Annotated in this window: 11 protein-coding genes; 7 read left to right on the forward strand and 4 right to left on the reverse strand. The window is 62.2% G+C overall.

Features of this window, described 5'->3' with window-relative positions; all coding sequences use genetic code 11:
* Positions 1 to 714 precede the first annotated feature (714 nt).
* The 3 genes from AC1RVY_RS13795 (at position 715) to AC1RVY_RS13805 (ending at position 3,548) form a co-directional block, all read left to right on the forward strand.
* Positions 715 to 1,167: a TetR/AcrR family transcriptional regulator gene (locus AC1RVY_RS13795; RefSeq protein WP_255594777.1), complete on the forward strand. Its 453-nt coding sequence runs from the start codon at positions 715 to 717 to the stop codon at positions 1,165 to 1,167.
* Positions 1,168 to 1,349: 182 nt separating this feature from the next.
* On the forward strand, positions 1,350 to 2,321 hold the full coding sequence (locus AC1RVY_RS13800; protein ID WP_492806860.1) for a Bug family tripartite tricarboxylate transporter substrate binding protein: 972 nt from the start codon (positions 1,350 to 1,352) through the stop codon (positions 2,319 to 2,321).
* Between the two features lie 30 nt (positions 2,322 to 2,351).
* A complete protein-coding gene (locus AC1RVY_RS13805; protein ID WP_369643424.1) occupies positions 2,352 to 3,548 on the forward strand; it encodes a M24 family metallopeptidase in 1,197 nt (398 codons plus the stop codon).
* Positions 3,549 to 3,850: 302 nt separating this feature from the next.
* Here AC1RVY_RS13805 and AC1RVY_RS13810 read toward each other — a convergent pair whose 3' ends face one another.
* Together AC1RVY_RS13810 and AC1RVY_RS13815 are read right to left on the reverse strand one after the other, a co-directional pair.
* Complete coding sequence (locus AC1RVY_RS13810; RefSeq protein WP_492806861.1) at positions 3,851 to 4,765, reverse strand: enoyl-CoA hydratase; 915 nt, start codon at positions 4,763 to 4,765, stop codon at positions 3,851 to 3,853.
* Between the two features lie 16 nt (positions 4,766 to 4,781).
* Entirely contained in the window at positions 4,782 to 5,798 is a 1,017-nt protein-coding gene (locus AC1RVY_RS13815; RefSeq protein ID WP_492253917.1) for a polysaccharide deacetylase family protein, read from the reverse strand.
* Between the two features lie 171 nt (positions 5,799 to 5,969).
* Here AC1RVY_RS13815 and AC1RVY_RS13820 point away from each other — a divergent pair, with 171 nt between their 5' ends.
* The 3 genes from AC1RVY_RS13820 (at position 5,970) to AC1RVY_RS13830 (ending at position 9,574) form a co-directional block, all read left to right on the forward strand.
* Positions 5,970 to 6,896, forward strand: coding sequence for a LysR family transcriptional regulator (locus AC1RVY_RS13820; protein WP_492806862.1), 927 nt, complete (start codon positions 5,970 to 5,972; stop codon positions 6,894 to 6,896).
* Positions 6,897 to 7,027: 131 nt separating this feature from the next.
* A complete protein-coding gene (locus AC1RVY_RS13825; RefSeq protein ID WP_492806863.1) occupies positions 7,028 to 8,002 on the forward strand; it encodes a Bug family tripartite tricarboxylate transporter substrate binding protein in 975 nt (324 codons plus the stop codon).
* Positions 8,003 to 8,026: 24 nt separating this feature from the next.
* Positions 8,027 to 9,574, forward strand: coding sequence for an AMP-binding protein (locus tag AC1RVY_RS13830; RefSeq protein WP_218339796.1), 1,548 nt, complete (start codon positions 8,027 to 8,029; stop codon positions 9,572 to 9,574).
* A 258-nt stretch (positions 9,575 to 9,832) separates the two neighbouring features.
* Here the strand turns inward: AC1RVY_RS13830 and AC1RVY_RS13835 are convergent, their stop codons facing one another.
* Together AC1RVY_RS13835 and AC1RVY_RS13840 are read right to left on the reverse strand one after the other, a co-directional pair.
* Positions 9,833 to 10,825 carry a Bug family tripartite tricarboxylate transporter substrate binding protein gene (locus tag AC1RVY_RS13835; RefSeq protein WP_218296201.1) on the reverse strand — a complete coding sequence of 331 codons (993 nt, stop codon included), beginning with the start codon at positions 10,823 to 10,825 and terminating at the stop codon, positions 9,833 to 9,835.
* 91 nt (positions 10,826 to 10,916) lie between these two features.
* Entirely contained in the window at positions 10,917 to 12,200 is a 1,284-nt protein-coding gene (locus AC1RVY_RS13840) for a hydroxymethylglutaryl-CoA reductase, degradative (protein WP_218296200.1), read from the reverse strand.
* A 128-nt stretch (positions 12,201 to 12,328) separates the two neighbouring features.
* Between AC1RVY_RS13840 and AC1RVY_RS13845 the strand changes: the two genes are divergently transcribed.
* Positions 12,329 to 13,756, forward strand: coding sequence for an aminotransferase-like domain-containing protein (locus AC1RVY_RS13845; protein ID WP_492253915.1), 1,428 nt, complete (start codon positions 12,329 to 12,331; stop codon positions 13,754 to 13,756).
* Positions 13,757 to 13,946: the final 190 nt, after the last annotated feature.

The following is a 13,946-nucleotide window of genomic DNA, read 5'->3' on the forward strand; positions in this document are numbered from 1 at the left end:
CCACCTGTCCGTGCCGGTGCGCGAATCCTTGCTTCCTTGCCGCATTCCTGGTGGAACTCTGACCGCTGTGATTGCGTGCCGCACAAGTGCGAAGGTGAACTCGGCGGTGTTTCCGACTCTAGGACAACAACCCATTTGATCAACCATGGAAAAAGCCGCATGGATGATGGGGTCTTGTTATCGACTTTCATTGGCCCGCATACGGGTTGATTCCAACCATAAAGTCCGTCGGAAGAATTCCGTGTCGCGAAATGCCAAGCGCCTCGGTTGAGGCGCTTTTGGGGCCAAGATCGCAAAGGTCTGCGGGGAGTCGGATGGGCTGCTTCAGGCTGGTTGCAGCCGCTTGTGCCCCATCTGACATACGACAGCTTTATGCGCTCAACGGGCAATCTACCAGGCAGCGCCTTGGGCCTCCCTGCAATAGCGGAGGTCCACCGTTCAAGGTTGATCGCATGCGAACGCGAACACTCGGACGAGGAGAGTGGCCATCGTGCTGCGAAAATGCGCTGCATGACGACGCCCCCTTCGCACACTGCCAATGCACAGCCCGGAAAAGCTCCCAAAGATTCCGGGAGTAACGCGACACCGCCTTCCAGGCGCGATGGCGAACAAGCCCGTCAGTTGCTGGCTGCGGCGGGTCAGCATGTGCTGACGCATGGCTTCGGGGACTGGTCATTGCGGGCCATCGCACCGCACCTTGGTACCAGCCACCGCATGCTCATCTACTACTTTGGTTCGGCCGATCATTTCTGGGAGCGTGTGCTACACGAAATCCGCCGCGACGAGGTGGCCAAGCGCCGTGAGATCCTGGGCAACGACCTCGGCATGGCAGGCAACATCGAGCGCGCATGGGACCGCTTCTCGACCGAGAGCTACTTGCCCGTGATGCAACTGCTGTTCGAGCTCTATGGCCGAGCAGTGCGAAACCCTGAGCGCCATGCGGATTTCCTACAGGACGTAGTAGCAAGTTGGCTGGAACCCCTGGAACGCCAGATGATCCACCAACTGGGTCTGCGCCCGAAAGAGGCCCGGCTGCGTGCGAGGCTGCAGCTTGCGACATTTCGTGGCCTGATGCTGGACCTGCTGGCGACAGGGGACCGCAAGGAGACCACTGCTGCCCTCAAGTACTTCGCCCAACTCATCGCGCAGCCGCCTCATCCTGACTGACTGACTGACTGACTGACTGACTGACTGACTGACTGACTGCCGCCCGAACCGCCTTCTGCTTAGCGCCCGCGCCTTCTGGCTCGGGCGCTTTTTTTTGCACTTGCGCTTTCCCTTGATTTCTGTACCATGCGGTTCATTGCAACCTGTACCACGCGGTACATACTCTTTGAAAGGGGCTGATGATGAAGCCGTTGAACCGTCGTCCGGGGTTGAAAGTGCTCGTCGCCTTGGGCGTTTTGCTGGCGCTGCCAGCGTGGTCGCAGACCTGGCCCGCGCGGCCGATCAAGCTCATCGTTCCCCAGGCCGCAGGATCGGGCAATGACGTGCTGGCGCGCACCCTGGCCGAGCAGCTCGGCAAGGGCCTGGGCCAGAGCGTGGTGGTGGAGAACCGGCCCGGCGCAAACGGCAGTGTTGCTGCGAGCTACACCGTGGGACAGCCGGCCGACGGCTACACGCTTTTTCTCGCTGGGGTGTCCAACCTGGCCTGGAATCCCTATCTCTATCAGCGTCTGAGCTACAACCCTGCGCGCGACTTTGCCGGGGTGGCCGTGTTCGCCAACACGCAGTTCGTCACGCTGGCCTCGCCCACGCTGCAGGTGCGCAGCTTTGCCGAGCTGGTGAAAAAGGCCAAGGAAGCACCGGGCCAGATCAGCTATGCATCGGCAGGCATCGGCAACTCGACCCATCTGTCGATGGAACTCGTGGCCGAGCGCAGCGGCATGAAGCTACAGCATGTGCCGTTCAACGGCGCGGGCGCCACCACCAGCCTGATGGCTGGCGACACGCCGGTCATGACGACCGTGCCCGGCGGCATTACGGAGCTGGTGCGCACCGGCAAGCTGGTGGCGCTGGCCGTGACAGGTGACAAGCGCATGGATGCATTTCCAAATGTGCCTACCTTCAAGGAGCTTGGCTATGACGTAGCTGTGCCGGGCTGGTACTCGATCGTTGCCAAGACAGGCACGCCACCGGCCATCGTGCAGAGGCTCAACACTGAGATAAACAAAGCGATCCAGACCCCTGAGGTGCGCGAGCGCCTGGCCGCGCAGACGCTGGAGCCGATCTCGGCGCCTGCCTCCGAGGTCGAGCGGCTGATGCAGCGTGACGCTGCAGCCTGGGGGCCATTCATCAAGAAACTCGACATCGCGCAATAAGCGAGCAACCCGAAGAAGGAAAAGAACGCCATGCCCCGCCTCACCACCACCGTGCGCGACGCCCGTACGCAAGCCATGCAGGCCCTGATGGACCGCTTGCGCGTTGATGCGTTGGTTTTCACCACTGCGGATTTCTTTCAGTATGCGAGCAACTTCCAGCTTGACGTCTGGCCCTGGGAGCGCCCGGTGTTCCTTTTTGTGCCGCGCCACGGCGCACCGTTCGCGGTGATGAACGAACTCTCCACCCACCACCTGCGCTTTTGCCTGGAAAAGCAGAGCTTGTGGCTGGACGCTGACCGCATTCACTACTACAGCGAGCACCCCCGCATCACGAACAGGCTGCCCTTGCCAGCGCAATTGCCCGAGGTGGTGGCCGGCCTGCTGCACTCGAACGGCTTGGCCGGTGCGCGGCTAGCGGTGGATCTCCCGCACCCGGTGCTGGCGCTGGCGCAGCGCCATTTGCCTGAGCTGGTGGTGCGCCCCTCCCACGGCGAGATGCGTGCGCTGCGATGGGTCAAGCATGCCGAGGAACTGCAGATCATGCGAGAACTCGGCAGTTTGACGGACTGGGCGCAGGACCGCTACCGCGAGCTCTACAAGGCCGGCGCCCTGGTCCAGGTAGTGGATCACACCGTGGCCGCGTTGATGGCAGAGGAAGCCGCGAGGCGGTTCCCCGGCGAGGATTTCGAAATCATGAAGTGCTGGACGTTGACCGGCCCCGCTTCGGCCTCGCCGCACGGCGATGGCGCTTCATGCGGCGCCCGCATTGCACCGGGCGACACCATCGTCAACTTCGTGCTGCCGCGCTTGAATGGCTACTACGTGGAGAACGAACGCACCTGGTTCTGCGGCGCGCCGAGCGCGCAGCAGGTGCAATGCTTCGAGACCGCGCGCGCCGCGACCGATGCCGCCGTCGCCGCCGCGCGCCCGGGCAGGCGCGTGTGCGACATGGACGCTGCGGCGCTGGCGGTGATCGAGAAGGCCGGACTGGCCGACCACGTGTTCCATCGCACGGGACATGCCGTGGGCCTGATGCTGCATGAGTACCCCGAGGACATGGCTTTCAATACGCGTGCGCTGCTGGCCGACGAGGTGTACTCATCAGAGCCCGGTCTCTATGTGTATGGCCTGGGCGGTTTCAGGCTCGATGACACGGTAGTGGTCGGTGATGAACCGGAGGTATTGGTGAAGACCCCCAAGGACCTCGCCTACGCCACAGTGGGCTAGAGGAGGTGCTCACCACACAAAGCCGCCACGCCCGGTGAATCGCAATTGATCCCATCCGGTAGTTACCCCGGTGGCTCGAGGAAGACGGCATGCCGCAGTGCCGTCCTGCCGTCCAGCCAGTCAAGCGTTGCAGGAGTAGATGGCGGCCACTGGCTTGGTGCGCGCATGCAGCAACTGAACGGCCCCAAGGACGAAAAGCACCACCGCCTCGCCCTTGAGGCCATTGCTGCGTTCGCAACAGATGGTCCGGCGCCTGCGTCGGCGGCAGGGCGTCGGGATCAAGTTCAAGGCACGTTCAATGGTCAGGATTTCCGGTTGTCGCCGGTGCCAGGCAGTGCCTGCAGATTGAACCGGACGCGGATTTTCTCGCGAAGAGCCGGATGGATTCCTTGAGGGTCCACCAGCAATCCCCACTGCTGCTTGTTGTGGTGGTGCGAAAGTTGGTGCAGCCCGAATGCGTGCATCATGGCATTGCGACGCGCTCCGACGTCTTGTGCATGGTTCACGGATTCCTTGACTGCCTTGAGGACGAAACTCCCCTTGTTGGCGATCTTCTTGGCGAGGTTCAGCGCGCTTTCCATCAACGCACCCGCCGGGAAAACCTGATTGACCATCCCGCATTGCTTTGCATCTTGAGCGGTCAGCCAGTCACCGGTCATCAGCCATTCCTTTGCCTTGCGGGAACCCAGTTCCCACGGATGCATGAAGAACTCGACGCCTGCGACGCCAAACTCGAGCGTTGGATCGCGAAACCGGGCATCGTCAGCCGCGACGATCATGTCGCAGCACCAGGCAAGCATGAGACCGCCGGCCACGCAAGACCCTTGCACCACCGCGATCGTCGGCTTGGCGAGGTTGCGCCAGCGTTCACACATCTCCAGGTAGATCTCCTTTTCCCTTCCATAGAGGCCTTCGACGCCCGGGCCGTCGAATGCAGCCCAGGTGCCCACCGTGCGGAAGTCACGCCAGGTTCTGTTGTGGTCGCCGCCCATGTCATGGCCGGCCGAAAAGTGATCGCCGTCCCCTGAGAGGATGATGACCTTCACTGCGTCATCCTGCGCGGCGCGGTCGAACGCTGCATTCAGCGCGTACGTCATCTCCATGTTCTGCGCGTTGCGCACGGCCGGTCGCGACATCGCGATGTTCACGATGTCCTGCGTGAAGTGCTCGTAGCGCACGCCGTCGTATGTGTTGGGGTCGAAGAATGTGGGCTGCATGGAAGTGGCTGCTGTGTTAGTGCTGCTGGTTGGGGTAAAGAGGGATCGGCTGTATCTTGGCTCCCGTGGCGGATGCGATGTGCTCACGCATCCGCAAGGTGATCTCAGCCTGCATTTCGCCCGGTGCGGGATGCAGTTTTTCGATGTCGTCGAGGATTGACGGGATGGGGTCGCTGACGGGGACGCCCAGCGAAAGTGCCCATTTCTCGACCTGGAAGATGAATTCCGGACTGATCCGTGGAGGAACCTCGGCGTTCATGGGGTCGCCCATGGCGTCATCCAGCGAAACAAAATCGACTGCTGCGGCCCGAAAGCAGTCCAGGATTTCCTCCAGGCAGTCCGCGGCAATGGACGTGCCATGGATCAGCCAGATGTGGATCGGGTCGCGGCCGAACACCGCCCTCGCGTTTGCCGCGTGAACACGCAACTCGTGCAGCGCGCTGGCCACATAGGCACGACGTATCTGCGCCGCCTCCTCGGGCGAACCGCGTTTCAATACCCGGCAGTACGCCGCATTCCAACGTATGTCGTGGAATCCGATGCTGACCGGGACCGGCGTGTAGCCCATGTCCTCGAGCCTGTCCAGGATGGCTCCGCACTTGCACGCGGTGTCGCCCCACAGATCCATGCAGAACCGGAAGCAGCGCCTTGGCGCCTGGTTGATGTAGCGGCCAAGGTACTTTTCTGCCTCTTCGATATCGCGGGCGTAAGTGTCTGCGTCCAACCAGTTGAGCGGTGGGTGGTTGTGCGTGTGGTTGGCCACATGATGGCCACTCTCGACCCATGTGTCGAAAACCTCCAGCAAGTTCGCGTCGTCTTCGATCGGGGCGGTGTTGGAGAACTGGTAAACCCCGGCCACGCCATGCGACTTCAAGGCGGAGATGATCGCGCGAATGTTTGATGGCACACTGTGCCTGGGAGCCATTGGCACCCCTCGAAGCAGCAGCATGTCGTCGATCGTGATCGCGATCTTCAGTCGGCCCAGGGGTGAAACGGGCAGGGGAGTCTTGTTGATGCCGGGGGTGGAATGCATGATGTCGGGACCAATCATTTGTCGGTCCCCGAGCATCGCCGCTGCACAGGCGCTCGTCTATTCAACAATACGAAAGGTGACTTTCAGCATGGAAAAGTGCAGGCGGCCGGATGTCGAAGACGGCATTTGGTCATCCACATGCTAGACCGCCCCCAGGAGCGGCCACAGGGCATGCCCAGGCGCTCTGTCCACTTCGATCTCGCCGACCTTCGCCTGATGGTGCGCATCGCCGACACCAACAGCCTCACGCGCGCTGCCGAACAGGTCCACATCTCGCTGCCTGCTGCGAGCAATCGGATCAAGCAACTTGAACAATCGGTGGCCACGCGCCTGATCAACCGGACCAGCAAGGGGCTGACGCTCACGGCCGCGGGCCAGGCGATGATCAAGCACGCGCGGCTGATCATGGAGCAGGTCGAGCTGTTGCGTGCCGAGATGCTTGATATCTCCGACGGCATCGATGGGCGCTTGCGGATCATGGCCAGCACCACTGCCATCAGTGAATTTCTGCCGCCTGTGATCGAGCAGTTCCTCGCAAGTCGGCCCGGAACCAGCATCGACTTGCGGGAACGCCTTTCAAGCGACATCGTTCGAGCGGTTGCGGAAGGGGTGGTTGATGTCGGCGTGATCCTCGAAGACGTTGGCACAACTGGTCTGGAGATTCTTCCCTATCGCACCGATCACATGGTGCTCGCTGTGCCGGCAGGACATCCTCTGGCCGAGCGGCGTTCTGTTTCTTTTGCCGAGACGCTGGATTTTGACCACGTCGGACTTTCCCAATCGAGCACGCTTCACAACTTCTTGCTGCAGCAGGCTGAAATGCTCAGGCGACACATCAATCTGCGTGCCCAAGTCGGCAATTTCGAAGCACTGTGCCGGATGGTTCAGGCACGGATCGGCGTCGGCGTGCTCACCCATCTGCCAGCCGCACGCCATGCGAAGTCGATGAACATCCGCATCGTGAGCCTGGAGGACGAGTGGTCGATTCGACCCCAGTACATCTGCATCAGAGGATTGGATGAACTGCCACCGTTCGCACGTGAATTCGTCGAGATGTTGCGCGCGGATGCACGCGATAGCCAGAGCACCGTGAGTTGATACGTTACGGGGGTTAAGCAGGGCGAAACTGCTGTTTTCCAATAGTGAATTGCCAGGAGGCCGTCGCCTCGCGAATATGCGGGTCTGGCGGACACGTGCGCCTGCTGACAACTTCAAAATTGGAGACGAATATGTGTATCAAAAATGGCGTGAAGGTCGCGATAGCTGCTGTACTCGCTTTGACGCTTCAGAGTGGATTTTCCCAGGCGTGGCCATCGAAGCCGGTGCAACTGGTCGTGCCGTACCCGCCGGGAGGCGTGCTGGACAACTTCGCTCGGCCGATGGCGGAGGCGCTCAGCAAGGAGCTTGGGCAGCCTGTGGTGATCGATAACCGGGCCGGCGCGAATGGGATCATCGGGACGACGCGGTGTGCGAAGGCCTCCGCCGACGGCTACACGCTTTGCATCAGCAACGGCGACATCATGTCGCTCAATCCACAGCTGTACTCGAAGCTGCCCTATAGCCCGAAGACTGACCTGGTTCCCGTGGTCCGCATGGCGAACATGGTGGCGGCGATCGTGGTCTCCTCCGGCGTCGGCGCGAAGAACCTCAGCGAACTGGCTGCACTGGACAAGGCGAATCCCGGGAAGGTCAACTGGGGGACTTTCGGAACGGGCAGCACCTCGCACGTGTTCTTGACCGAGTACAACCGTTTGTTTGGAACCCAGCTGACCCACGTGCCGTACAACGGCTCGGCGCCGTTGATGCAGGCCTTGTTGGCGGGTGACGTGCAGTCCGCGATGTTGGCGCACGTCGCGGTGGCCCCGTACATCGAAACCGGAAGGCTGCGCGCGATCGCCGTGATGGGTGAAAAGCGGTCCGACTTCTTCCCTGGCGTACAGACGATCAGCGAACAGAAATTCGCTTTCTCCGGCGAGAACTGGATCGGGCTGACCGCTCCTGCCGGCACGCCCCCGGCGGTCTTGGAGCGCGTCAATCTCGCAGTCAACAAGGTTCTCGCCGACCCGGGATTCCGCAAGCGCAGTCTCGAGGCCCTGGGGCTGGAGCCCGTGGGTGGATCGAGGGACGCGTTTGCGCAGTATCTCGGGCGCGAGCAGGCACTTTGGGCCGAGTTGATCTCGCACAGCAAGATCAAGCTGGACTGAGAACCAATCGGGACTTTTAGCCATATGAAACTGCATCACCCCCCCACCTTCTTCTCATTGGTGCTGCGTGCCTTGCGCAAGTACCCGGGCCGCACAGCCTTCCGCCAGGGCGAATTGGCAGTTCTCTATCAAGACGCCATCGATTTCATGGGGAAAGTTCAGGCGGTGCTGAGTTCGCACGGCATGCGCCGGGGCGCGCGCGTCGCATTGCTGACGGAAAACAGGTACGAGACCTGGTGCGCGTCCGTCGCGGCACAGGGGCTCGGCGCTGCCACCAGCTGGCTGCACCCGCTCAGTTCGCTGGACTCCCAGGTGTCCCAGATCCGAGACGTGGGTGCTACCGTCCTGATCATCGACACGGATGGATTCACAACGCGGGCCCATGAACTCGCCGAGGCGCTCCCGGGCGTTTCCGTGTTCCACGTGGGAGAGGCTGGACCCGGTGCCGATCTTCTGGCGCTTGTCGCCCGGCATGAACAGGTCGAACCGGTCGAGCGGGCGATCGCGACCGACATCGGCACGTTGAATTTCACCGGGGGCACGACCGGCCGCCAGAAGGCCATCGTGCGCGAGGCAGGTCAGGTCGCGCTGATGTCCATCGCCATGAACAGCGAACTGGAGCTGCCCGATGGCGTGCAATATTTGGCGATCGCGTTGATCAGCCATGTCACAGGACAGTTGATTGCACCGACGCTGATGCGTGGCGGCACTGTCCATTTGATAAAGAAGTTCGACGCAGGCCAGGTACTGGAGATCATCCAGCGCGAGCGCATCAGTGCAACCCTGATGGTGCCCACGATGATCTACAAGCTTCTGGATGCGCCACTCGAGGAGTTCGACCTGGACAGCCTCGAGCTCGTGGTCTATGCGGGGTCCGTCATTTCGCCGGACCGCCTGAGGGAAGCGATTCAACGCATCGGCCCGGTCTTTTCCCAGGTCTATGCGCAGACAGAATGCACCCCCATCGCGATCTTGCGCCGCAAGGATCATGATCTGGACGATCCTGCATCCCTGGCAGCGTGTGGCTACCCCATGGCGACGGCCGAAATCGCGATTCTCGACGACAGCAATCAGCCGCTGGCGGCGGGCGAAATCGGTGAGATCTGCGTGCGAAGCCCGTCGGTGATGCAAGGCTATCTCGAGCAGCCGGAAGCCACCCGGCAAGCACTGGCTGGCGAGTGGTTGCACACCGGGGACATCGGTTTTTCCGATCCGCATGGCCGCCTGTCGATTGTGGACCGCAAGAAGGACATGATCGTGTCAGGGGGCTCGAACGTCTATCCGCGGGAGGTCGAGGATGTTCTGGCCGCGCATGCCGCTGTCGCATCCGCCGCCGTGATCGGCGTGCCCCATGCCACGTGGGGTGAAGCCGTCGCGGCGTTCGTCGTGTTGCGGGACGGGGCTGAAGCCGAGGCAGCTGACCTGATCGCCTACGTGCGGGAACGCAAGGGGCCGCTGATTGCACCGAAGCAAATCATCTTCGCAGATGCGCTGCCAACGACCCCCTTTGGAAAAATCGACAAGAAGAAGCTGCGAGCGCCTTTCTGGGAGCGAGAGACGAGGTTGATTTGACGCGGGCAAGCCTCGCGTCCCGTGGCTTTTTTTTTGTGCGCCGGTGGTAAGCCAGGCGCACGCCGATAGACGCGAGAATGACCGGCCTCGGGGCGCTTCAGCAAGCCGCAGCCTGCAGCGACGGGCGCCCCGTTTTTCGGGCATGGCCGGCCTGGAGCGCACACCCTTTCTCCTGACCGGGCAACAACCCGGTCGAAGCCCGGGCGATGCAGGTCGCCCGTCCGGTCAGCGTCGTGCCGTCAAGCGACGCCAACACGGTCACTCGATGGCCACCTTGGCCGTCTTGACGTACTGGCCCCAGCGATCGATCTCGCTGAAATAGAAGTTCTGGTACGCGCGCTGATCCATGTGCTCGACGACGAAGAACATCTTCTTGGTCTGCTCGACGATGGCTGGCTCCCTGAGGGTGGCGTCGACTGCCTCGTGCACGCGCGAGATGACGTCTTCCGGCATTCCGGCCGGGCCGAAAATTCCCACCCATGGTCCCCGTTCGACATTGAGACCGATTTCTTTCAGGGTCGGGACGTCCGGAAACTCCGGCAGGCGTTGGGGCATTGAAACCGCCAGCAGGCGCAGCGTACCGCTGCGGATGTGGGGTTCCACGGTCGACAGGACGTTGATGGAACAATCGACCTGTTGAGACAGCTGGGCATTGAGCAGGGGCGCGGTGCCGTTGTAGGGCACATGCAGGAGATCGACGCTCTTGGCCACCTTCAGGGCCTCCATCATGAGGTGTCCGGACGTGGCGGTGCTCCACGAGCCGAAGCTCATCGGGGTCTTGGCATCCTTGGCCATCTGCAGGAACTGGTTCAGGTTCTTGGCTGGGTGTGAAGCGCTCACGACCAGGGCCGCAGGGAAGAAGCCCAGCGGCGCAATGGCAACAAATTCCTTCTTGGGGTCGTAAGGTGCCTTCTTCATCGCATGGGGCGCGATGGTGTGCGACTCCATGCCGCCGTAGACGAGCGTGTAGCCGTCGGCGGGGCTGCGCGCTGCCGCGACGCTACCGATGGTTCCGACGGCGCCGGGGCGGTTGTCAACCACGACGGCCTGGCCGAGCCGCTTCTGAAGACTCGTGCCCATGAGGCGCACGATCACATCGCCGCCGCCCCCCGCAGCCCAGGGGACGATGATCTTGATCGGACGGTGGGGGAACACAGCACCCTGTGCGAGCGTGGGGCACGCCCACGTTGACAACATCGTGGCGCCGAGGGAACCGAGCACGGTGCGGCGCTTGACCTGAGGTTGTGTCATGTCGATAGTCTCCAAGTTATGAAATGGGTGAACGGTCTGGCTGGCTTCGAGGCCGGCGGAATCAGCCGCCCCGCCGGCAATGGCGGCTGTCTTAGTTTTGGCGCAGCTCTTCAAGCAAGACGACCGCCCGGTCGGTGCGTACGTCGTGCTCCGCGGCCATGCGCCTGGCAACGACTTCGATCTCGTCACCCGTTGCCCCTGCGACCAGCGCGATGTTGCGTGCGTGTAGGGCCATATGGCCGCGCTGGATCCCTTCGGTGGCCAGGGCGCGCAGCGCTCCGAGGTTCTGGGCCAGGCCCACCGCGACGGCCACCTCGCCCAGTTCCTGCGCTGACCTGACGCCCATGATCTTGAGCGACAACCGGGCCAGCGGGTGTGTCTTGGTCGCGCCGCCCACCAGGCCCACGGGCATGGGCATTTCGATGGTGCCGACCAGCGCGCCCTGGGTGTCTTTCTCCCAGGTCGTCAGCGAGGTGTAGCGTCCGTTTCGGCAGGCGTAGGCATGGGCGCCGGCCTCGACCGCGCGCCAGTCGTTGCCGGTGGCAACGATGACGGGATCTATGCCGTTCATGATGCCTTTGTTGTGCGTGGCCGCGCGGTACGGATCGATGGCTGCGAAGGTGTAGGCATCGAGCACGCCTTCGATGATCTCTTCGCCGCTGCGCTCTTTGGTTCTGAGCGTTTCGGGCGTGAGCCGCACGCGGGCGCGTGACAGACGCAGGTCGGCCAGGTTGGACAGGATGCGCAGCCGCACGGTGCCGCCCGTGAGCTTCTCGACCAGGGGCGAAACCGATTCGGCCATGGTGTTGACGGTGTTGGCACCCATCGCGTCGCGCACGTCGACGATCAGGTGCATGACGACCATGGGACCGCGGGCCGTGTCGGGGAACACGTGGATCTCGATGTCGCGGCAGCCGCCGCCCAGGCCGATGAGGACCTTGTCGCGGCTGTTGGCGACCTCCAGGATCTCGTCACGGTGCTTCAGGAGCGCCAGGCGGGCGCCATAGGGGTCGGTGATGCCGATGACCTGCACCTGGGCACGCATCAGCGGTCCCGTGCTGGAGGTTTCGAAGCCGCCGCAGTCGCGGGCCAGCTTGGCCATGAACGAGGCCGCGGCCACGACGGAAGGCTCTTCGACCACCATCGGCACCAGGACATCGCGACCGTTGATCTGGAAGTTGCCGCCGATGCCGAACGGAAGTTCGAATGTTCCGATGACGTTCTCCACCATGCCGTTGGCACGTTCGACGCTGAGCGCGCCGGGCTGGTTGATGAGCGCGACGTCTCCCTCGGACAGGTTGGTGATGCGTGCGACATGTTCCAGGCGCTGCGCAGGGGTGAGTGAGCGGAAATTGGGGAGTCGTGAATCGACCATTGGGTGTCTACTGGGTGGTGGATACGGTATGGGCAAACTTTAAAACCGCCGTACCAAATAGTGAAGGTACAGTTTTGCCAAACAGTTTGCTTTCCGGGCAAAGACCGGCGATGTGTCATAGTTGATCAATGACAGTTGAAGGAAGCTCCCAGACACGTCGCCCCAGATCGGTTACCTTGCCCGTCGCGGTCGCCGACGACATCGAGCGGCAGATCCGCGACGGTGCCTACAAGGTCGGCGACAAATTGCCCTCGCTGCGTGAGATGGCCGAACTCCACAAGTACGCCAAGAACACGGTGGTCACCGCATTTGAATTGCTCGTTTCGCGTGGGCTGATTGAACCCCGCCGCGGTGCTGGGTACTTCGTGGTCGACAAACCGCCTTCCAGGGCGGCCGATGACGAGGCGGGAAGCTTGGGGCGAGCCATGGACATCGTCTGGCTGATGCGTGAGCAGCTCAAGAACGAGCCGGGAGCCTTGGCAATCGCCGATGGCTTCCCGCCAGTCGAATGGCTTTCGGATGTGAGGCTGGACAAGTACCACCAGAAAGTCGTGCGCACGGGGCTGGGCTCCCTGTTCCGCTATGGCAGCCGCTTCGGGTACGCGCCGCTGCGTGAGCATTTGGTGCGCAAACTCGCGGACTTTGGGATCGGCGCCGAACCGCGGCAGATCGTACTGACGCACGGTGCCAATGAGGCGATGGACATCGTTATTCGCTACTTCGTGCCGCCCGGCGGCAAGGTTCTGGTGGATGACCCTGGCTACTACCCTTTGTTCGGCAAGTTGAAGATGGCCAGCGCCGAGGTTCTAGGCGTGCCACGCCTGCACGATGGGCCGGACCTGGAGGCCCTGGAGCAGTTGTTGATCACCCAGCGGCCCAGGCTCTTCTTTACGCAGTCGATCGCACACAACCCGACAGGCTCGGACCTGTCCGCGGCAAAGGCCTTTCGCGTTCTGCAGCTGGCACAGAAATACGACCTGCTGATCGTTGAGAACGATCCGCTTGCGGACTTCAAGCCGACCTCGTCGCCGCGCCTGGCTTCTCTGGACCAACTCGAGCGCACGATCTACATCGGCAGCTTCTCAAAATCGTTCTCGGCCGCACTGCGCGTGGGCTTCATTGCTTGCGGCGCGGATTTGGCCAGTGACCTTGCCGATCTGAAAGCGCTGATCCACGTGAGCAGTTCTGAGTATTGCGAACGGACCGTCGATGTCATGTTGAGCGAAGGCCACTATCAACGACACCTGACCCGGTTGCGCAGTCGGCTGGGCGAAGCGACGGAGGGTGCGCGCGCGCTGTTCGAATCTGTAGGAGCGAACATCTTCGCAAAGAACGCCCAGTCCCTCTACCTGTGGGTATCCATGCCCGGGGTGGATGATTCGATGGCCCTTGCAGATTCGCTGCGCCCACACAACATCCGGTTGGCTCCGGGCAGGATTTTCAGCGTTGACACCTCCGCGACCTCGCCATGGTCACGCTATAACGTGGGGGCGGTGATGGACCCGAGGTTCAGAACAGCCCTCCAAAACGCGCTGGTGCAATTGGGCTCCTCCTAGCGTCCCACGATGCTCAAGAGCCTTGCTGCAGGTTCTCAATCGTTGTGCTTTCGTTGTTCGAGGCTCTCAAACGACGCATATCTAAACTGAGCGAGAGATCGGTAGTCACTTGTCGGTGCAGGGCACTCCAGGCTGGAATCGACCATGCGCTACCTCGGCATGAGGGGGTGATGCCTGGGAGAACTCCGGG

This window comes from Acidovorax sp. GW821-FHT11A03, assembly GCF_058809075.1.

Coding starts and splice junctions, on each gene's coding strand:
- AC1RVY_RS13795 (WP_255594777.1), top strand. CDS start 715: ATGCTCATCTACTACTTTGGTTCGGCCGATCATTTCTGGGAGCGTGTG.
- AC1RVY_RS13800 (WP_492806860.1), top strand. CDS start 1,350: ATGAAGCCGTTGAACCGTCGTCCGGGGTTGAAAGTGCTCGTCGCCTTG.
- AC1RVY_RS13805 (WP_369643424.1), top strand. CDS start 2,352: ATGCCCCGCCTCACCACCACCGTGCGCGACGCCCGTACGCAAGCCATG.
- AC1RVY_RS13810 (WP_492806861.1), bottom strand. CDS start 4,765: ATGCAGCCCACATTCTTCGACCCCAACACATACGACGGCGTGCGCTAC.
- AC1RVY_RS13815 (WP_492253917.1), bottom strand. CDS start 5,798: ATGCATTCCACCCCCGGCATCAACAAGACTCCCCTGCCCGTTTCACCC.
- AC1RVY_RS13820 (WP_492806862.1), top strand. CDS start 5,970: ATGCCCAGGCGCTCTGTCCACTTCGATCTCGCCGACCTTCGCCTGATG.
- AC1RVY_RS13825 (WP_492806863.1), top strand. CDS start 7,028: ATGTGTATCAAAAATGGCGTGAAGGTCGCGATAGCTGCTGTACTCGCT.
- AC1RVY_RS13830 (WP_218339796.1), top strand. CDS start 8,027: ATGAAACTGCATCACCCCCCCACCTTCTTCTCATTGGTGCTGCGTGCC.
- AC1RVY_RS13835 (WP_218296201.1), bottom strand. CDS start 10,825: ATGACACAACCTCAGGTCAAGCGCCGCACCGTGCTCGGTTCCCTCGGC.
- AC1RVY_RS13840 (WP_218296200.1), bottom strand. CDS start 12,200: ATGGTCGATTCACGACTCCCCAATTTCCGCTCACTCACCCCTGCGCAG.
- AC1RVY_RS13845 (WP_492253915.1), top strand. CDS start 12,329: ATGACAGTTGAAGGAAGCTCCCAGACACGTCGCCCCAGATCGGTTACC.